The sequence below is a fragment of the Pseudomonas sp. NPDC090203 genome (assembly GCF_044746765.1).
GTDB classification, from domain to species: domain Bacteria; phylum Pseudomonadota; class Gammaproteobacteria; order Pseudomonadales; family Pseudomonadaceae; genus Aquipseudomonas; species Aquipseudomonas putida_AD.
The window spans coordinates 20,549-38,003 of record NZ_JBIVCV010000020.1; the positions used below are offsets into that span (position 1 = coordinate 20,549).

16 protein-coding genes are annotated in these 17,455 nt (G+C 63.9%); 11 read left to right on the forward strand and 5 right to left on the reverse strand.

The genetic code is table 11. The features are described 5' to 3' along the window. Positions 1–449 precede the first annotated feature (449 nt). From ACIPO9_RS25995 to lexA, 4 genes are read right to left on the reverse strand one after another with little or no spacing between them, the layout of a single operon-like run. Positions 450–3,554 (reverse strand): error-prone DNA polymerase, encoded by a 3,105-nt coding sequence (locus tag ACIPO9_RS25995; RefSeq protein ID WP_400784234.1) that lies wholly within the window; start codon positions 3,552–3,554, stop codon positions 450–452. Beyond that, the gene (locus ACIPO9_RS26000; protein WP_400784235.1) at positions 3,551–4,987 is read right to left on the reverse strand and encodes a Y-family DNA polymerase; all 1,437 of its coding nucleotides are present in this window, start codon (positions 4,985–4,987) and stop codon (positions 3,551–3,553) included. The genes ACIPO9_RS25995 and ACIPO9_RS26000 overlap by 4 nt, the downstream gene beginning before the upstream one ends. A gap of 7 nt (positions 4,988–4,994) precedes the next feature. Next, complete coding sequence (gene imuA, locus ACIPO9_RS26005) at positions 4,995–5,612, reverse strand: translesion DNA synthesis-associated protein ImuA (RefSeq protein WP_400784237.1); 618 nt, start codon at positions 5,610–5,612, stop codon at positions 4,995–4,997. After that, the gene (gene lexA / locus ACIPO9_RS26010; RefSeq protein ID WP_400784238.1) at positions 5,612–6,229 is read right to left on the reverse strand and encodes a transcriptional repressor LexA; all 618 of its coding nucleotides are present in this window, start codon (positions 6,227–6,229) and stop codon (positions 5,612–5,614) included. The genes imuA and lexA overlap by 1 nt, the downstream gene beginning before the upstream one ends. A 261-nt stretch (positions 6,230–6,490) precedes the next feature. Between lexA and ACIPO9_RS26015 the strand changes: the two genes are divergently transcribed. The 6 genes from ACIPO9_RS26015 to ACIPO9_RS26040 all read left to right on the forward strand — a co-directional run bounded on the left by ACIPO9_RS26015 (position 6,491) and on the right by ACIPO9_RS26040 (position 11,432). Then, entirely contained in the window at positions 6,491–7,081 is a 591-nt protein-coding gene (locus ACIPO9_RS26015) for an amino acid synthesis family protein (RefSeq protein ID WP_400607078.1), read from the forward strand. A gap of 47 nt (positions 7,082–7,128) precedes the next feature. Then, complete coding sequence (locus ACIPO9_RS26020) at positions 7,129–7,962, forward strand: alpha/beta fold hydrolase (RefSeq protein ID WP_274134705.1); 834 nt, start codon at positions 7,129–7,131, stop codon at positions 7,960–7,962. After that, positions 7,959–9,440: an aldehyde dehydrogenase gene (locus ACIPO9_RS26025; RefSeq protein WP_400784239.1), complete on the forward strand. Its 1,482-nt coding sequence runs from the start codon at positions 7,959–7,961 to the stop codon at positions 9,438–9,440. The genes ACIPO9_RS26020 and ACIPO9_RS26025 overlap by 4 nt, the downstream gene beginning before the upstream one ends. Before the next feature lie 12 nt (positions 9,441–9,452). Continuing rightward, complete coding sequence (locus ACIPO9_RS26030; RefSeq protein ID WP_400607083.1) at positions 9,453–9,953, forward strand: flavin reductase family protein; 501 nt, start codon at positions 9,453–9,455, stop codon at positions 9,951–9,953. Between the two features lie 161 nt (positions 9,954–10,114). Then, on the forward strand, positions 10,115–10,867 hold the full coding sequence (locus ACIPO9_RS26035) for a GntR family transcriptional regulator (RefSeq protein ID WP_274134711.1): 753 nt from the start codon (positions 10,115–10,117) through the stop codon (positions 10,865–10,867). A gap of 1 nt (position 10,868) precedes the next feature. Continuing rightward, entirely contained in the window at positions 10,869–11,432 is a 564-nt protein-coding gene (locus tag ACIPO9_RS26040; protein ID WP_400784240.1) for an NUDIX hydrolase, read from the forward strand. 153 nt (positions 11,433–11,585) lie between these two features. Here ACIPO9_RS26040 and ACIPO9_RS26045 read toward each other — a convergent pair whose 3' ends face one another. Then, complete coding sequence (locus ACIPO9_RS26045) at positions 11,586–11,879, reverse strand: DUF1330 domain-containing protein (protein WP_400784241.1); 294 nt, start codon at positions 11,877–11,879, stop codon at positions 11,586–11,588. A gap of 124 nt (positions 11,880–12,003) precedes the next feature. Between ACIPO9_RS26045 and ribBA the strand changes: the two genes are divergently transcribed. From ribBA to ACIPO9_RS26070, 5 genes are all read left to right on the forward strand, one after another. Continuing rightward, positions 12,004–13,113, forward strand: coding sequence for a bifunctional 3,4-dihydroxy-2-butanone-4-phosphate synthase/GTP cyclohydrolase II (gene ribBA / locus ACIPO9_RS26050; RefSeq protein WP_400784242.1), 1,110 nt, complete (start codon positions 12,004–12,006; stop codon positions 13,111–13,113). A 320-nt stretch (positions 13,114–13,433) separates the two neighbouring features. Beyond that, positions 13,434–14,459, forward strand: a complete 1,026-nt coding sequence (locus ACIPO9_RS26055) for an ABC transporter substrate-binding protein (protein WP_400607093.1) — start codon at positions 13,434–13,436, stop codon at positions 14,457–14,459. Continuing rightward, positions 14,456–15,400 carry an ABC transporter permease gene (locus tag ACIPO9_RS26060; RefSeq protein ID WP_400784283.1) on the forward strand — a complete coding sequence of 315 codons (945 nt, stop codon included), beginning with the start codon at positions 14,456–14,458 and terminating at the stop codon, positions 15,398–15,400. The genes ACIPO9_RS26055 and ACIPO9_RS26060 overlap by 4 nt, the downstream gene beginning before the upstream one ends. Before the next feature lie 6 nt (positions 15,401–15,406). Then, entirely contained in the window at positions 15,407–16,222 is an 816-nt protein-coding gene (locus tag ACIPO9_RS26065) for an ABC transporter permease (protein WP_400784243.1), read from the forward strand. Further along, positions 16,219–17,379, forward strand: coding sequence for an ABC transporter ATP-binding protein (locus ACIPO9_RS26070; protein WP_400784244.1), 1,161 nt, complete (start codon positions 16,219–16,221; stop codon positions 17,377–17,379). Before ACIPO9_RS26065 ends, ACIPO9_RS26070 begins: the two co-directional genes overlap by 4 nt. The last annotated feature ends 76 nt before the right edge of the window (positions 17,380–17,455 follow it).

A 17,455-nucleotide genomic window follows, 5' to 3' on the forward strand; every position in this document is an offset into this window, starting at 1 on the left:
AGCAGTCCGGCCGGGCGGCGTTCCGCTTGCCGGCGTCGGCGCCCTCGAAATCGCCGACGCCGGCAAGCCGTGCTGCTACGGGGCTGTGTTGGCTGGAGGATATGGGACCAACACCTCGATCCGTAGCAGCACGGCTTGCCGGCGGGGGCGTCCGAAAGATCGCTGACGCCGGCAAGCGGAACGCCGCCCGGCCGGACTGCTACGGGGTTTGTGTTGAATGAAAGATATCGACCTGACACCCCAGCTCGTAGGAGCGCGCTTGCCCGCGATGGCGTCCTCGAAATCGCCCCGCCGGCAAGCCGTGCTGCTACGGGGCTGTGTTGGCTGGACGAGATGGGAACGGCACCTCGGTCCGTAGCAGCACGGCTTGCCGGCGGGGGCGTCCGAAAGATCGCTGACGCCGGCAAGCGGAACGCCGCCCGGCCGGACTGCTACGGGTTGGGTATGGACTATTTGAAATCCCGACTGCGCACATCCAACCCGGTCAACAAGGGCGTGAGGTCGAACAGCCGTTGGGCGATGATGTGGCGTACGCCTTTCTGGTATTCGAACTTGCCGAACACCTGCATCAACTGCGACCCCACCAGCACCTTGCGCTGACGCTCGGCCAGATCACGCCAGACCACCACGTTGATCATCCCGTGTTCATCCTCAAGGGTGACGAAAGTCACGCCACTGGCGGTTCCGGGCCGTTGCCTGCCTACCACCAGCCCGGCGACACTGAACAGCCGCCCATGCTCCTCGTGCAACAGGTCCTTCGAGCTGCGAAAGCGCTTGGCCGCCAGCGTCCGGCGCAGCAGGCTCAAAGGGTGCGGGCCCAGGGTCGTGCCGAGCATGTCATAGTCCGCCTTGAGGTCCTGCGCCACGCTGGGCAACGGCAAGGGCACCTGTGCTTCGCTGTCGAAACAATCATCGCCGAACAGCGGCCGCTGCACCTCGACCCCGGCAATCTCCCAGCGCGCCCGATGCCGATGCCCGACCAACCCGCGCAGCGCCCCGGAATCCGCCAGTGACGCCCGGGCACGGTTGTCCAGATCGGCTCGTACGCACAGGTCAGTGACATCCTTGAAAGCCCGCACTCCCCTAGCCTCTTCAATGCGCCGCGCATCCTCTTCACGAAAACCGCGAATCATCCGCAGCCCCATGCGAATCGCCAGGTTCTGCGAGTACTCCCGGCCTTCAACCGGCTCCAGCGAGCAATCCCAGTCGCTGTAGCGCACATCTACCGGGTGCACGTCGATGTGGTGCCGCCGCGCATCCTGCAAAAGTTGATCCGGGCTGTAGAAACCCATGGGCCAACTGTTGATCAGTGCACAGGTGAAGGCCGCGGGTTCATGGCACTTGAGCCAGCAACTGGCGTAGGTGAGCAAGGCGAAACTGGCGGCATGGGACTCGGGAAAACCATAGCTGCCAAAGCCCTTGATCTGCTCGAAGATCCGCGTGATGAAGGTCTCTTCATAGCCATTGGCGCGCATGCGCGTGGCCAGGCGTTCGCGATGGGGTTCCAGCCCGCCGTGGCGTTTCCACGCGGCCATGGAGCGGCGCAGCTGATCGGCCTCACCCGGCGTGTAGTCTGCCGCGATGATGGCCACTTCCATCACCTGTTCCTGAAATAGCGGCACCCCCAAGGTGCGCTCGAATACCTCCTTGAGCTTTGGCGGGTAGGTCACCGGCTCTTCCTTGTTTCGCCGGCGCAAGTACGGGTGCACCATGTCACCCTGGATCGGCCCGGGGCGCACGATGGCCACCTCGATCACCAGATCGTAGAAGGTCTGGGGCCGCAGCCGCGGCAGCATCGACATCTGCGCCCGGGACTCGATCTGAAACACGCCCACCGTGTCGGCACGGCTGATCATGTCGTAGGTCGGCTTGTCTTCTGAGGGGATCTTGGCGATCGTCAAGTCATATCCACGATAGCGGGTCACCAGATCGAAGGTGCGGCGCAAGGCACTGAGCATGCCCAGGGCCAGGATGTCGACCTTGAGCAGCCCGACCAGGTCCAGGTCGTCCTTGTCCCACTGGATGATGGTGCGCTCGGCCATGGCCGCGTTCTCCACCGGCACCAGGGTTTGCAGCGGGTGTTCGGAGATCACGAAGCCGCCGGGGTGCTGCGACAGGTGCCTTGGGAAACCGATCAGTTCGCCCGCCAGGGTCAGGACCCGGCGCAGCACCGGGCTGTCAGGCTCGAACCCGGATTCGCGCAGGCGCTCGGCGGGCGGCAGGTTGTCGGTCCAGCGCCCGCAGCAATCGGCCAGGGCGTTGATCTGGTCAGGCGGCAGGCCGACCACCCGCGCCACGTCACGAATCGCCCCGGCGCCGTGATAGGTACTGGCGACAGCAGTCAGCGCCGCCCTGCCCCGGCCATAACGGCGGAAGATGTATTGCAGCACTTCCTCGCGGCGTTCGTGCTCGAAGTCGACGTCGATGTCCGGCGGCTCGTTACGCTCTTCGGAGATAAAGCGGGCGAACAGCATCCGCCCCTTGCCCGAAGCCGGATTGAGTTCGGTGATGCCCAGCGCGAAACACACCGTCGAGTTGGCCGCCGAGCCCCGACCCTGGCACAGGATGGCCTGCTGGCGGGCGAAACGGACGATGTCATGCACGGTCAGGAAATAACTTTCGTATTTCTTTTTGGCGATGATGGCCAGCTCATGCTCGATGTTATTGCGGGCGATTTCGGGCACGCCGTCAGGCCAACGGTTGCGCGCGCCTTCTTCGGTCAGATGACGCAGCCAACTGCTGGGGGTGTGCTGTTCAGGCACCAGCTCGTGGGGGTATTCGTAGCGCAACTGATCGAGGCTGAAAGTGCAGCGCCGGGCGATGACCAGGGTCTGGTCCAGCAATTCGGCGGGATACAACTGGGCCAGCACGCTCGGCGCCCGCAGATGCCGCTCGCCATTGGCAAACAGCCGGTGCCCTGCCTCGGCGACCGTGGTGTGGTGGCGGATGGCAGTCATGGTGTCCTGCAGGGCGCGCCGGCCACGGGCATGCATGTGCACGTCACCACTGGCCAAGGCGGGAATGCCATGGGCCCGCGCCAGAGCCAGCAGCATCGACAGGCGCTTGCGGTCATCCGGCCCGCAGTGCAACTCCACGCTCAGCCACAGGTTGTCGCCAAAGGCCTGTCGCAGCCAGCGGCCTTGTTCTGCAAGCCCGTCGGCCTTGAGTTCAAGGTCCGGCACCCACAGCGCCAGCAGGCCATCGAGCGGGACGTTGAAGTCTTCGTGCAGCAGTCGGTATTCGCCCTTCTTGCTGCGCCGTCGGCCTTGGGTAATCAAGCCGCACAGCGCCTGGTAGCCGGCAAGGTTTTCCACCAGCAGCACGACTTTCGGGCCGTTCTCGATGGACATTTCACTGCCGATAATCAGCGGCACCTCGCTCTCTTTTGCCGCCTGCCAGGCCCGTACGATGCCGGCCAGAGTGCATTCATCGGTGATGGCCAGCGCCTGATAGCCGTGGCGCTTCGCCCGCTCGAACAGCTCCGCAGCACTGGAGGCCCCACGCTGAAAGCTGAAGTTGGACAGGCAATGCAACTCGGCGTAGTCGGCCATCATGCAAACCAGCCGTGCAGCAACAGGCCGCTGTCGTCATTCACGTTGCGATAGGCCCAGCCGCGCTGGCCGCTGCGGGTTTCGACAAGGAAATAGTCGCGGCGCACGTCTGCGCCGTCCCACCAGCCTGACTCGATGCGCTCGGGCCCGGCCAGCACTCGCACCGACGAATCGGCCAGCGGCTCGGGCTCGCGCAGCAGCCAGCCGGGGCGCGGCACTCGAAGCGTCGCCAGCACCGGTTTGCTTTTTTGCGCTGTGCTCGGCAGCCAGGCGCACTCGGGGCGGTGATCGGCATGAAAGCCCAGCCCGCTGACCGCGTCGTCTCCAAGGCGCGCCCGCAGGCGTTCGCGCAATTGCTCCCAGGGCATGCTCTGTTGCGGGCGGTCATCGAACAGCTCACGGTGGGACGGCACGAACGCTGGTAAATCCCTGGCCAGCAGGCGCAGGGCGCGTACGGGGGACGGCACCTGCACCTGTTCCAGCCGCCCGCGAGCCAGTTCGAAAAGCATGTTGGCCTCACGCTCGGCACTGAGCAGGCCGACGGGAATCAGCGTATCAGGCGCCACACTGCCGACGCTGGGCACGTGCTCCAGATGAATGACGAAACGTTGCACGCCGCTGTCGCGCCCGCCCAGGAACAGCGCCAGGTCGGCGATCATGCGTTTCAAGGGGAACAGCAGCGCCTGATGGGATTCGACATCGAAGTTCAGCTCGATGCGCGTCTCGAAATGATCCGGCGGTACGTAACAGTCCAGTGCCACCGGCCTTCGCCCAAGCAGGGTGTCCAGATGCTCGAGCACGGTTTTGGGAAAGCGTCTTGCCAGGGTGTCGCGGGGCAAGGCCAGCACCTGATGCAGGCGATGCAGGCCCATGCGGATCAGCGCGGTTGCGGCCTCTTCCGGCAGGCCGATGCGATTGACCGGCATCTGTTCCAGCATCGGACCCAGGCGCTCGTTGCAGGTGACAGCCAGGCCGTCATGGGCGTTGGTCAGCATCCGCGCCGCCACGGGGTTTGGCGCCACTACAATGCGGTGGCTGAAGCCCATGGCCGTCAATTCCTGGCGTAACCTTGCTTCGAAAACCGGCCAGGGACCAAACAGGCCCAGGCTGGATTCGACTTCCATCAGCAGCACCCTAGGGTATTTCAGGCTGACCTGAGAGCTGAAGCGGTATGCCCAGGCTGCCAGCAATCGCTGCCAGCGCTCGGTCTCGGCCGGATCGTATTCAACGGTGTCGAAGTCGCGAGTCATGGCGTGGGCGGCCGTCAGGGACTGGCCGGGACGCAGGCCCAGTTCCCGGGCAACGCTGTTGACGGTTTGCAGCACCCGGCGTTGGGTCGGGCCGCTGAGCAATACCAGCGGCCGCTCAGGCTCGGCGCGACGGCGCATCACGCCGTCCAGCGCCAGTTGTGGCAGCAGGACACAGGCCCAGAGCATGCAGACCTCAGGCGTCCAGGTTGAACGGAATGGGTGATGAAGGTGCCAGCCCGCCCCGGCACTTGAGCACCCGCAACTGACTGGGGCGAACATCGATGGCCAGGCGCAAGGCTGCAGGCGACGGATTGGCGGCCGCCTGTTGCCCGCGACAGGCAAAGGCCAGGGTCTCGCCGGTTTCGGCGGCGACCTGCAAGCGACGCAGCGCCCGGTCATCGACCTTGCCCGGCCAGCACAGTACCGCGCCGCAACTGCCCGAACGCAGGCACTGCTCCACCGCCCACAAGGCATCGCGCTCATTGGCGTCGATCACCGACAACTGCCGCAGATCGATCCCCGCCGCCTGCCAGGCCTGGGCATAAGGCACGTGGGGCGGCGCCACCAACACGATGCGTTCGCCGCTGTCGGCCAGCCGTGCCAGAGTCGGCCAGAGCAGGCGCAGCTCGCCGCTGCCATGGGCCGGAATCAGGATCTCCGTCAGTGCAGACGGTGGCCAGCCGCCGATGGGCAATGCGGCATCGAGCAAGGCGTGGCCGGTGGGTTGCACCCCGACCGGCTGGGCCTGCGGGCGGCCTTTCCAGATCCGGCGCTCATCCAGCAGCGCATCGAGGCTGACAACCGCGCCCATCACTCGCGCCTCACCAGGCCACAGAACACGCCTTCGATGGCGAAGTCCTGATCCGGGCGCACCACGATGGGCGCATAGGCCGGGTTGCGCGGCAGCAGGCGGAACTCGTCCTGGCCGCGCTCAAGGCGCTTGATGGTCACTTCGCCATCGAGCCGGGCGACGACGATCTCGCCGTCACGGGCGTCAGGTCTTTGCAGGATTCCCACCAGATCGCCGTCGAAGATGCCGTCCTCGATCATCGAGTCGCCCTTGACCCGCAGCAGGTAGTCGGGAATGCGCAGGAAGGTGCGGCTGTCGAGGGTGAAGGTGTCGTGAATGTCGATGTCCGGGCCGATCGGTGCACCAGCGGCCACGCGACCCAGTACCGGTATTTCCAGCATCTCGGCACGCTTGCGGTGCTCGACCAGGCGAATGCCCCGCGCCTGGTGGGCGGTGACTTCAATGTAACCGGCCTCGGTGAGCGCCACGATGTGCTTGCGCGCCACGCTGCGCGAAGCGAACCCGAAGGCTTCGGAAATTTCCGCAAGGCTGGGCGGCTGGCCATTCTGGGCGATGCGATCCCGGATGAAGGTCAGGATGGAAGCGCGTCGGGGAGATAAATTCGTCATGGAGTACATTTGTACTCTTTTCGGTTGCTTCTGGCTAGACCCTCTCGTCGACCCTTCCTGTAGGAGCGCGCTTGCCCGCGACCGGCGGCGTGTCAGCGGTACATATGGGTCGGACACACCGCCGTCGCGGGCAAGCGCGCTCCTACATAGCGGGGTGTTCATCCTTTTTTCGACACAAGTTCTAACAAACCACTTGCACGATTAGTCTTATGGTATACCATCAGACCAAATACAAACCCATCCAACCCTGAACAAGAACGGGAGCCACTCATGAGTTTCGAAATTCGCAAAATCGTCAGCTACCTCGAAGAAACCCTGATCGAAGGCGGCAAGGCCACCGACACGCCGGTGACCATGGTGGGCCTGGCCGTGGTGATGAAGAACCCATGGCTGGGGCGCGGTTTCGTGGAAGACCTCAAGCCTGAAATCCGCGCCAACTGCTCGGATCTGGGCGCGATGATGGTCGAGCGTCTGACCGGCCTGATCGGCGGCGCCGACAAGATCCAGGCCTACGGCAAAGCTGCCGTGGTCGGTGCCGAGGGCGAGATCGAGCACGCTTCGGCCGTGATCCACACCCTGCGCTTCGGCAACCACTACCGCGAAGCCGTGAAAGCCAAGAGCTACCTGAGCTTCACCAACAAGCGCGGCGGCCCTGGCACTTCGATCCAGATCCCGATGATGCACAAGGACGACGAAGGCCTGCGCTCGCACTACATCACCCTGGAAATGCAGATCGAGGATTCGCCGCGCGCCGACGAGATCATCGTGGTCCTGGGCGCTGCCAACGGCGGTCGTCTGCACCCGCGCATCGGCAACCGCTACATCGACCTGGAAGAGCTGGCGGCTGAGAAAGCGCAGTAAACATCAGCCTCCTCCAATACTAATAAGCAAGGCCTGGGAGCTCTTTCATGATTCAGCCCACCGCTGAACGCACCCCGGCCGGCACCAGTTATCTGGCGACCGGCCAAGGCCACCCCGTCGTGCTGATTCACGGGGTCGGCCTGAACAAGGAGATGTGGGGAGGACAGATGGTCGGTCTGGCCCCCCAGTATCGAGTCATCGCCTATGACATGCTCGGCCATGGCGCCAGCCCGCGCCCGGACCCCGAGACCGGCCTTGCCGGTTACGCCGGGCAACTGCATGAACTGCTGGAACACCTGGGCCTGCCCAGCGCCACGGTCATCGGTTTTTCCATGGGCGGCCTGGTCGCGCGGGCCTTCGCCCTGCACTACCCGCAGCAGCTTTCGGGGATGGTCATCCTCAACAGCGTGTTCAACCGCAGCCCCGAGCAGCGTGCAGGCGTCATTGCCCGCACCAGCCAGGCCGCCGAACACGGTCCTGATGCCAACGCGGCCGAAGCCCTGTCGCGCTGGTTCAGCAGCGAATATCAGGCGGCCAACCCGGCGCAGATCGCGGCGATCCGCCAAGTGCTCGCCAGCAACGATCCGCAGGGCTACCTGACCACCTACAAGCTGTTCGCCACCCAAGACATGTACCGCGCCGACGACCTGGGCAGCATCCAGGCGCCGACGCTGGTCGCCACCGGCGAGCTGGACCCCGGCTCCACGCCCGACATGGCTCGCCAACTGGCCTTGCGCATTCATGGTGCCAAGGTGCAGATACTTGCCGAGCAGCGGCATATGATGCCGGTTGAGTCGCCGCGCCTGGTCAATCAGATGCTGCTCGATTTCCTCAAGCAGGCAGACGCGCAAAACACTTCGGTAAAGGGGATCGTTGCATGAGCCTTACCCGTTTTCAGATGTGCATCGGCGGCGAATGGGTCGATGCGCTGTCCGGCAAGACTTTCGAAAGCCTCAACCCGGCGCTGGCCCAGCCCTGGGCCGAACTGCCTGACGCCGATGAAGCCGACGTCGAGCGCGCGGTACAGGCCGCCCAGGCGGCCTTTGAGAACCCGGCCTGGCGCAAGCTCAGCGCCACAGCCCGCGGCAAGCTGCTGCGCCGCCTGGGTGATCTGATCGCCGAGAACAAGGAACAACTGGCGCAGCTGGAAAGCCGCGACAACGGCAAGCTGATCCGCGAAACCCGTGGCCAGGTCAGCTACCTGCCCGAATTCTTCCATTACACCGCAGGCCTTGCCGACAAGCTCGAAGGCGGCACCCTGCCGCTGGACAAGCCCGACCTGTTTGCCTACACCGTGCACGAGCCGATCGGCGTGGTGGCCGGGATCATTCCCTGGAACAGCCCGCTGTACCTGACCGCGATCAAACTGGCCCCGGCTTTGGCTGCGGGCAATACCATCGTGCTCAAGCCGTCCGAACACGCTTCGGCCACTATTCTGGAGCTGGCGCGTCTGGCCCTTGAGGCGGGAATTCCGCCCGGCGTGGTCAACGTGGTGACCGGCTACGGCCCAAGCACCGGCGCTGCCCTCACCCGCCACCCGCTGGTGCGCAAGATTGCCTTCACCGGCGGTGCCGCCACGGCCCGTCATGTGGTGCGCAGCAGTGCCGAGAACTTCGCCAGGCTGTCGCTGGAACTGGGCGGCAAATCACCGAATATCATTTTCGCCGACGCCGATCTGGACAGCGCGATCAACGGCGCCGTCGCCGGGATCTACGCAGCCTCAGGCCAGAGCTGTGTGTCGGGCTCGCGGCTGCTGGTGCAGGACGAGATCTACGACGCATTCGTCGAGCGCCTGGTCGCCCGCGCCCAACGCATTCGCATCGGCAACCCGCAGGATGAATCCAGCGAAATGGGCCCGATGGCGACCGCCCAGCAACTGGCGGTGGTCGAAGGTCTGGTGGCCGATGCACTGGCCGAAGGCGCGCGTCTGCGCACCGGCGGCAAGCGTGCGCAAACCGGCAGCGACGGCTGGTTCTATGAGCCGACGCTGTTCGAATGCGACCACAATTCGATGAAGATCATGCAGGAAGAAGTCTTCGGGCCGGTCGCCTCGGTGATCCGCTTCAAGGACGAAGCCGAGGCACTGGCCATCGCCAACGACTCGCAGTTTGGCCTCGCCGCCGGCATCTGGACCCGCGATCTGGGCCGCGCCCACCGCCTGGCCCGTGACGTGCGCTCCGGCATCATCTGGGTCAACACCTACCGCGCCGTGTCGGCCATGGCGCCGATCGGCGGTTTCAAGAACAGCGGCTACGGTCGCGAGAGCGGTATCGATTCGGTACTGGCCTACACCGAGCTCAAGACGGTATGGATCAACCTCTCGCAAGAACCGATGCCCGATCCTTTCGTGATGCGTTAAGAGGCTGCCCACATGATCGAACCTGGCATATACAAAGACGTCATGGGCTCCTTCCCTTCCGGGGTCACGGTGGTCACCACCCTGGACCCGCAAGGCGGTATCGTCGGCATCACTGCCAGCGCGTTCAGCGCGCTGTCGATCGAGCCGGCCCTGGTGCTGTTCTGCCCCAACTACGCATCCGACACGTACCCGGTGCTGCGTGACAGCAAGCAATTCGCGATTCACCTGCTGTCGGCGGACCAGAAGGCCGAGGCCTACGCATTCGCCGGCAAAGGCAAGGACAAGGCCAAAGGCATCGACTGGCACCTGAGCGAGCTGGGCAACCCGCTGCTGAGCAACTCGTCGAAGATCCGCGCCACCGCGATCATCGAATGCGTGCTGTGGCGCGAATACGACGGCGGCGATCACGCGATCATCGTCGGCGAGGTGAAGAACCTGATCCTGCCTGAAGACCCTGTCACGCCGATGGTCTATCACCGCGGCAAACTCGGGCCGTTGCCAGCTTTGGGCTGAAACAGGCGAAAAAAGAGGTGAAACAGGGCCCATCGGTGTCGATGGGCCTGCTGGTTGGCGTCGCCTGGCGTGGTAAACTGCGCGACGTTTTGGTCGAAAGGCCCCTAATCACCCAAGGCTGTCGCGCCCCTACCGCAGACAGACTTTAAAGAGCGGACTCCATGAAACGCCTGCCCCTAGACGACACATTCAAGGTCAACCGCAACCCCGTTACCCTGCGGGAAATCGTGCTGGACAAACTGCGCAGCGCGATCATGAATTTCCAGCTGTTGCCCGGTGACCGTCTGGTCGAACGCGACCTGTGCGACCGCCTCGGCGTCAGCCGCACCTCCGTACGCGAAGCCCTCCGCCATCTGGAATCCGAAGGCCTGGTGGAATTCGCCGACGCCAAAGGCCCGCGCGTGGCCATCATCACACTGGAAGACGCCTGCGACATCTACGAGCTGCGCTGCGTGCTCGAAGGCATGATCGTGCAATTGTTCACCCTGCGCGCCAAGGCCAAGGACATCCGCGCCCTGGAAAAAGCCCTCAACGAGAACAGCGAAGCGCTGAAAGAAGGCGACCTGCAGCAGGTGCTCGATTCGGTTCAGGGCTTCTATGACGTGCTGCTCGAAGGCTCGGGCAACCACGTCGCTGCCACCCAGTTGCGCCAGTTGCAAGCACGCATCAGCTACCTGCGAGCGACCTCGGTGTCTCAGGAAAACCGTCGCGGCGCGAGCAACCGGGAAATGGAAAAGATGGTCGAGGCCATCAAGAGCGGCGACCCGCTGGCCGCTCACCAGGCGTCGGTGGACCACGTGCGCAGCGCCGCCAAGGTCGCGCTGGACTACCTCAAATCCAAACAGGACGATGGCACCAAGGTGCGCGACATCGTCGAACCCGTGGTTCTGAAGGAACCGCGCATAGGACACTGACATGCCCGCCCCGCGCTTTTGTCCGCAATGTGGCAGCGCCGACCTCGCTCGGCGCGTTCCCGAGGGAGACACCCACGAGCGGCTGATGTGCGGGGGCTGCCAGTACATCCATTACGTCAATCCGAAGATCATCGCCGGCTGCATCATCGAGCGCGAAGGCAAGTACCTGTTGTGCCAGCGCGCCATCCCGCCACGCCCCGGCACCTGGACGCTCCCGGCAGGGTTCATGGAGGCTGGCGAAACCACCGAGCAGGCAGCGCTGCGGGAAGTCTGGGAAGAGAGCGGCGTACGCGCCGAAATCGTCTCGCCCTATTCCATCTTCAGCGTGCCGCAGATCAGCGAGGTGTACATCGTCTTCCGCGCCATCGCTTTGGAAGTCACCGACCAGTTCGGCCCCGAAACCATGGCCTGCCGCTTCTTCGCCCCCGAAGACATCCCCTGGGACAGCATCTACTACCCCGCCATCCGCCAGATCCTGGAACGCTACATCGCCGAGCGCCAGGCTGGGGTGTACGGCATCTACGTGGGCAACGACGACAGCGGCAAGGTGCATTTCATTCGTTGACGCCCATCACCGACCAACACCCAAACCCGTAGCAGCACGGCTTGCCGGAGGGGCGATCTTGAGGCCGCCCCCGCCGGCAAGCCGTGCTGCTACGGGATTTGTGTCGGCTGGACGATCTGCGAACGACACCTCGGTCTGCAGGAGCGCAGGTTTTTAACCTTCGAACGCCTCGACAATCACGATCTCGGCATGGGCCGCGCCCTGGCGGTGGCTCATGGCTTCCTGGTACTCGGGCGAGTGGTAGCACGCCAGTGCCTGCTCGTAGGAATCGAACTCGATCACCACCGTGCGCTGCGGGGTCTTGCGGCCTTCCAGGGCTTCGGCGCGGCCGCCACGGGCGAGGAACCTGCCGCCGTATTTCTTGAATGCAGCCGGGCCGCGCTGGGTGTACTCGGTGTATTGCGTCGCATCGTTGATGTCGACGTGGGCGATCCAGTAAGCCTTCATTGCGCTCTCGCTCTTTTGGTCAATGCTGTGGTTTCAAAAAAGGTGAATCTGTGAAATATTCTGTCTTATGGTATACCACGATTTGCCTGTGTAATCCCTCATTCCATAAAAAGAGATCCCGAGTATGGCGTTCGACCGCATCGAAGACATCATCGAAGACTACCGCCAGGGCAAGATGGTCCTGCTGGTGGATGATGAAGACCGGGAAAACGAAGGCGACCTGCTGCTCGCCGCCGACCGTTGCACCCCGCAGGCCATCAGCTTCATGGCCAACGAGGCCCGCGGGCTGATCTGCCTGACCCTGACCGACGAGCACTGCCAGCGCCTGGGCCTTGAGCAGATGGTGCCGAGCAACGGCAGCGTATTCTCCACTGCCTTTACCGTGTCCATCGAAGCCGCCACCGGCGTGACCACGGGGATTTCCGCCGCCGACCGCGCCCGCACCGTACAGGCCGCCGTCGCAGCCAATGCCTGCGCCGACGACGTAGTGCAACCGGGCCACATCTTTCCGTTGCGAGCCCGCGAAGGCGGCGTCCTGACCCGCGCAGGCCATACCGAAGCCGGCTGTGACCTGGCGCGGCTGGCCGGCTTCACCCCGGCCTCGGTGATCGTCGAAGTGATGAACGATGACGGCACCATGGCCCGCCGCCCGGACCTTGAGCGCTTCGCCGCGAAACACGGCATCCGCATCGGCACCATCGCCGACCTGATCCACTACCGCCTTAGCACCGAGCACACCATCGTGCGCATCGGCGAGCGCGAGCTGCCCACGGTGCATGGGACCTTCCGCCTCATCAGCTTCGAGGACCGCATCGAAGGCGGCGTGCACATGGCAATGGTCATGGGCGATATACGCCGTGACGAGCCGACGCTGGTGCGGGTGCACGTGGTCGATCCGCTGCGCGATCTGGTGGGCGCCGAGTACAACGGCCCGGCCAACTGGACGCTGTGGGCTGCGCTGCAGCGGGTCGCGCAGGAAGGTCGCGGCGTGGTCGTGGTGCTGGCCAACCACGAATCGTCCCAGGCGCTGCTGGAGCGTATCCCGCAGTTGACCCAGCCACCGCGCCAGTACACCCGCTCGCAGTCACGCATCTACTCGGAAGTCGGCACCGGCGCGCAGATCCTCCAGGACATCGGCGTCGGCAAGCTGCGCCACCTCGGACCGCCACTCAAATACGCAGGCTTGACCGGCTACGATCTGGAAGTGGTTGAAAGCATTCCATTTACAGGCTGATGGTACCGAGCTGGCGCACTGAATCAGCTCATGGGCAGTGCGCCACTTGCCCCGGCACCTCCCTTTCCGTTCGTCACAGAAGCACAAAAAATCAAGGCATCAGAGGCGGCAAAGTGCTTGCAGAAAGTTTGGAATACCATAATATGACATCCCGTAGGCCGAAGATTTTATCGTCAGGTGTGGCTGCCACGAACAGCTCATTCCACCCCACCCGACAGGCCCCGTTTTAAAGGTCCGCAGCTTGCCAAGGCTGCGCACTCATTGCTCCCGACAGGCGGGCATGTGATCCGCTCAAAAAACACAACAAAGAGGGCGAAAAAATGGTGTTGATTCAACGTGCAACAGCGGTCCTGACAGCAGGTGTACTGGCGCTCTCGTGTCACGCAGCAATGGCGGCCGACAGCGTCAACTTCGTCAGCTGGGGCGGCTCGACTCAGGATGCGCAAAAGCAGGCCTGGGCCAACTCCTTCACCAAGAGCACCGGCACCGCCGTAGTCCAGGACGGTCCTACCGACTACGGCAAACTCAAGGCCATGGTCGAGAGCGGCAACGTGTCCTGGGACGTGGTCGATGTCGAAGCCGACTTCGCCCTGCGCGCCGCCAGCGAAGGCCTGCTCGAACCGCTGGATTTCAGCGTCATCAAGAAAGACCGCATCGATCCACGCTTCCAGTCCGACCACGGTGTGGGCTCCTTCTTCTTCTCCTTCGTGCTGGGCTACAACGAGAGCAAGCTGGGCAAGGCCAAGCCTGAAGACTGGTCCGCCCTGTTCGACACCAAGACTTACCCCGGCAAACGCGCCCTCTACAAATGGCCAAGCCCGGGCGTGCTGGAACTGGCCCTGCTGGCCGACGGCGTACCGAAAGACAAGCTCTACCCGCTGGACCTGGACCGCGCCTTCAAGAAACTCGACACCATCAAGAAAGACATCGTCTGGTGGGGTGGCGGCGCGCAGTCCCAGCAATTGCTGGCCTCCGGTGAAGCCTCGCTGGGCCAGTTCTGGAACGGCCGCACCTACGCCCTCAAGCAGGACGGCGCACCGGTGGGCGTGAGCTGGAAACAGAACCTGGTCATGGCCGACTTCCTGGTGGTGCCTAAAGGCGCGAAAAACAAGGATGCGGCCATGAAGCTGATCGCCGAGGCCGCCAGCGCCAAGGGCCAGGCCGATTTCTCCAACCTGACCGCGTATGCGCCGGTCAATCTGGACAGCGTGCAGCGTCTGGATTCGACCTTGGCCAAGGACCTGCCGACCGCCTACCCTGAAGATCAAATCACTCTCGACTTCGCGTACTGGGCCAAGAACGGTCCTGCCATCGCGTCACGGTGGAACGAATGGCTGGTCAAATGAAAATGACGGCCATTGCGTCCCGTCAATCCAACCCGGCCGGTGGTGCGTCCAGCACCGCCGGCGCGGCAACCACCCAGGCTGTGACGATGAAGCAGACGACCTCCCTGTCGCAACGCTGGAAAGGCAGCCGCAACCTGCTGCCGGCCCTGATCTTCCTCGGCCTGTTCTTCTTCGCGCCGTTGATCGGCCTCTTGCTGCGCGGGGTGCTGGAGCCCACGCCCGGCCTTGGCAACTACGAGCAACTGTTCGCCAACTCGGCCTATGCCCGAGTGCTGTTCAACACGTTCTCGGTGGCGGGCCTGGTCACGCTGTTCAGCCTGTTGCTGGGTTTCCCGCTGGCCTGGGCGATCACCCTGGTGCCACGGGGCTGGGGCCGCTGGATGCTGAACATCGTGCTGCTGTCGATGTGGACCAGCCTGCTGGCGCGCACCTATTCGTGGCTGGTGCTGTTACAGGCCTCGGGCGTGATCAACAAGGCATTGATGGCCATGGGCATCATCGATCAGCCGCTGGAGATGGTGCATAACCTGACCGGCGTGGTGATCGGCATGAGCTACATCATGATTCCGTTCATCGTGCTGCCGCTGCAGGCCACCATGGCTGCCATCGACCCGATGGTGCTGCAAGCCGGGTCGATCTGTGGCGCCAGCCCCTGGACCAACTTCACCCGGGTCTTCCTGCCGCTGTGCCGCCCGGGGCTGTTTTCCGGTGGGCTGATGGTGTTCGTCATGTCCCTGGGTTACTACGTGACCCCGGCCCTGCTCGGCGGCGCCCAGGACATGATGCTGCCCGAGTTCATCGTCCAGCAGGTGCAGTCGTTCCTCAACTGGGGGCTTGCCAGTGCGGCCGCTGCGTTGCTGATCGTGATTACTCTGGTGCTGTTCTACTTCTACCTCAAGCTGCAACCGGAATCCCCGGTCGGCTCGAACCACGCGAGGTAACCCGCCATGCTCCTGACACCCAATGCCATGAGCCCGCGTCTGCGCTGGGGCCTGTATTCGGTCACCGGGCTGATCGCCCTGTTCCTGCTGTTGCCGATCGTGTTCATCGTGCTGCTGTCGTTCGGCTCCTCCCAGTGGCTGGTGTTTCCGCCACCGGGCTGGACGCTGAAGTGGTACGTGCAGTTCTTCGGCAACCCGGACTGGATGGCCGCGGCCCTGGCCAGCCTCAAGGTCGCGATCCTGACCACCATCTTCGCCGTGCTGCTGGGCCTGCCGACCGCCTTCGCCCTGGTGCGCGGACGCTTTCCGGGCCGCGACATGCTCTACGGCCTTTTCACTTTGCCGATGATCGTGCCGCTGGTGATTATCGCGGTGGCGGTCTACGCGCTGTTCCTGAAACTGGGCTACACCGGCACGCTGGTGTCCTTCGTGGTCAGCCATGTGATCGTCGCGCTGCCGTTCACCATCATCTCGATCATCAACTCGCTCAAGCTGTTCGACCAGTCCATCGAGGATGCGGCGGTGATCTGCGGCGCGTCGCGGATTCAGGCGGTGTTCAAGGTGACCTTTCCGGGCATCCGTCCGGGCATGGTCGCCGGCGCGCTGTTCGCCTTCCTCGTGTCCTGGGATGAAGTGGTGCTGAGCGTGATGATGGCCAGCCCCAATCTGCAGACCCTGCCCGTCAAGATGTGGACCACGCTGCGCCAGGACCTGACGCCGGTGATTGCCGTCGCCTCGACGCTGTTGATCGCCCTGTCCATCCTGGTCATGTTTATCGCCGCGACCCTGCGTCGCCGCAACGAAGCGAGAATGCCTTCATGAGTGCCGTGATCAAAGATTCAGCAGCTGCACAAAGTCAGCAACAGCCCCTCGTCAGCCTGCGCAACCTGAACAGGCATTACGGCGACTTCGCGGCGGTGGACGACATTTCCCTGGACATCAAGGACGGCGAATTCCTGACCTTCCTGGGCTCCAGCGGCTCGGGCAAGAGCACCACGCTGTCGATGCTGGCCGGGTTCGAAACGCCAAGCTCCGGCGAGATCCTGGTCCAGGGCAAATCCCTGGTCAACGTGCCGCCGCACAAGCGCGACATTGGCATGGTGTTCCAGCGTTACTCGCTGTTCCCGCATCTTTCGGTGCGCGATAACATCGCCTTCCCGCTGGCCATCCGCAAGCTGTCGGCGGCCGAGCGTGACAAGCGCGTCGACGCCATGCTCAAGCTGGTGCAACTGGAGCAATTCGCCCATCGCCGCCCTTCCCAACTGTCTGGCGGCCAACAGCAACGTGTGGCCATCGCCCGCGCGCTGGTCTACGAACCACGCATCCTGCTGATGGACGAACCGCTGGGCGCGCTGGACAAGAAATTGCGCGAAGACCTGCAGGACGAACTGCGCCAGCTGCATCGCCGCCTGGGCATCACCATCGTCTACGTGACCCACGACCAGGAAGAAGCCATGCGCCTGTCCCAGCGCATCGCGATTTTCAGCCATGGCAAGATCGTCGGCCTGGGCACCGGTTATGACCTGTACCAGAACCCGCCGAACGCCTTCGTCGCCTCGTTCCTGGGCAACTCGAACTTCCTCAAGCTCAAGGCCCAGGGCAATGGCGCGGCCACGTTCGAAGGCCAGGCACTGTCGATTCGCCTGACTTCGGGGTTGACCACGGATCAGGACGTGCTGCTGATGATCCGCCCGGAAAAAGCCCAGGCCCTGAGCGTCGAACAGGCCGCCGCACAACCGCTGCCCACCGGCTGGAACGAAGTCGGCGCCAAGGTCGGCGAAGTCTTGTTCCTGGGTGAAAGCCAGACCTGCACCGTGATGACCGCAGGCGGAACCTCGATGACGGTCAAGGCGTTGTCTGCGGCGGGCATGCCGCTCAAGGCCGGTGACCAGGTGCGCGTACGCTGGGCCACGGCCGATGCGTGCGTGTACACCGAATGGGCCGAGAGCGATCTGAACAAGGCCGCCGGGGCGCATTGATCCCACCCAGTAAGCGCAAAACCCCGTAGCAGCACGGCTTGCCGGCGGGAGCGTAGTGTCTGACACCCAGATGTCG

Bases quoted from the DNA above. Each gene is read 5' to 3' on its own strand.
- ACIPO9_RS25995 (WP_400784234.1), bottom strand. From the start codon at position 3,554: ATGATGGCCGACTACGCCGAGTTGCATTGCCTGTCCAACTTCAGCTTT.
- ACIPO9_RS26000 (WP_400784235.1), bottom strand. From the start codon at position 4,987: ATGCTCTGGGCCTGTGTCCTGCTGCCACAACTGGCGCTGGACGGCGTG.
- imuA (WP_400784237.1), bottom strand. From the start codon at position 5,612: ATGGGCGCGGTTGTCAGCCTCGATGCGCTGCTGGATGAGCGCCGGATC.
- lexA (WP_400784238.1), bottom strand. From the start codon at position 6,229: ATGTACTCCATGACGAATTTATCTCCCCGACGCGCTTCCATCCTGACC.
- ACIPO9_RS26015 (WP_400607078.1), top strand. From the start codon at position 6,491: ATGAGTTTCGAAATTCGCAAAATCGTCAGCTACCTCGAAGAAACCCTG.
- ACIPO9_RS26020 (WP_274134705.1), top strand. From the start codon at position 7,129: ATGATTCAGCCCACCGCTGAACGCACCCCGGCCGGCACCAGTTATCTG.
- ACIPO9_RS26025 (WP_400784239.1), top strand. From the start codon at position 7,959: ATGAGCCTTACCCGTTTTCAGATGTGCATCGGCGGCGAATGGGTCGAT.
- ACIPO9_RS26030 (WP_400607083.1), top strand. From the start codon at position 9,453: ATGATCGAACCTGGCATATACAAAGACGTCATGGGCTCCTTCCCTTCC.
- ACIPO9_RS26035 (WP_274134711.1), top strand. From the start codon at position 10,115: ATGAAACGCCTGCCCCTAGACGACACATTCAAGGTCAACCGCAACCCC.
- ACIPO9_RS26040 (WP_400784240.1), top strand. From the start codon at position 10,869: ATGCCCGCCCCGCGCTTTTGTCCGCAATGTGGCAGCGCCGACCTCGCT.
- ACIPO9_RS26045 (WP_400784241.1), bottom strand. From the start codon at position 11,879: ATGAAGGCTTACTGGATCGCCCACGTCGACATCAACGATGCGACGCAA.
- ribBA (WP_400784242.1), top strand. From the start codon at position 12,004: ATGGCGTTCGACCGCATCGAAGACATCATCGAAGACTACCGCCAGGGC.
- ACIPO9_RS26055 (WP_400607093.1), top strand. From the start codon at position 13,434: ATGGTGTTGATTCAACGTGCAACAGCGGTCCTGACAGCAGGTGTACTG.
- ACIPO9_RS26060 (WP_400784283.1), top strand. From the start codon at position 14,456: ATGAAAATGACGGCCATTGCGTCCCGTCAATCCAACCCGGCCGGTGGT.
- ACIPO9_RS26065 (WP_400784243.1), top strand. From the start codon at position 15,407: ATGCTCCTGACACCCAATGCCATGAGCCCGCGTCTGCGCTGGGGCCTG.
- ACIPO9_RS26070 (WP_400784244.1), top strand. From the start codon at position 16,219: ATGAGTGCCGTGATCAAAGATTCAGCAGCTGCACAAAGTCAGCAACAG.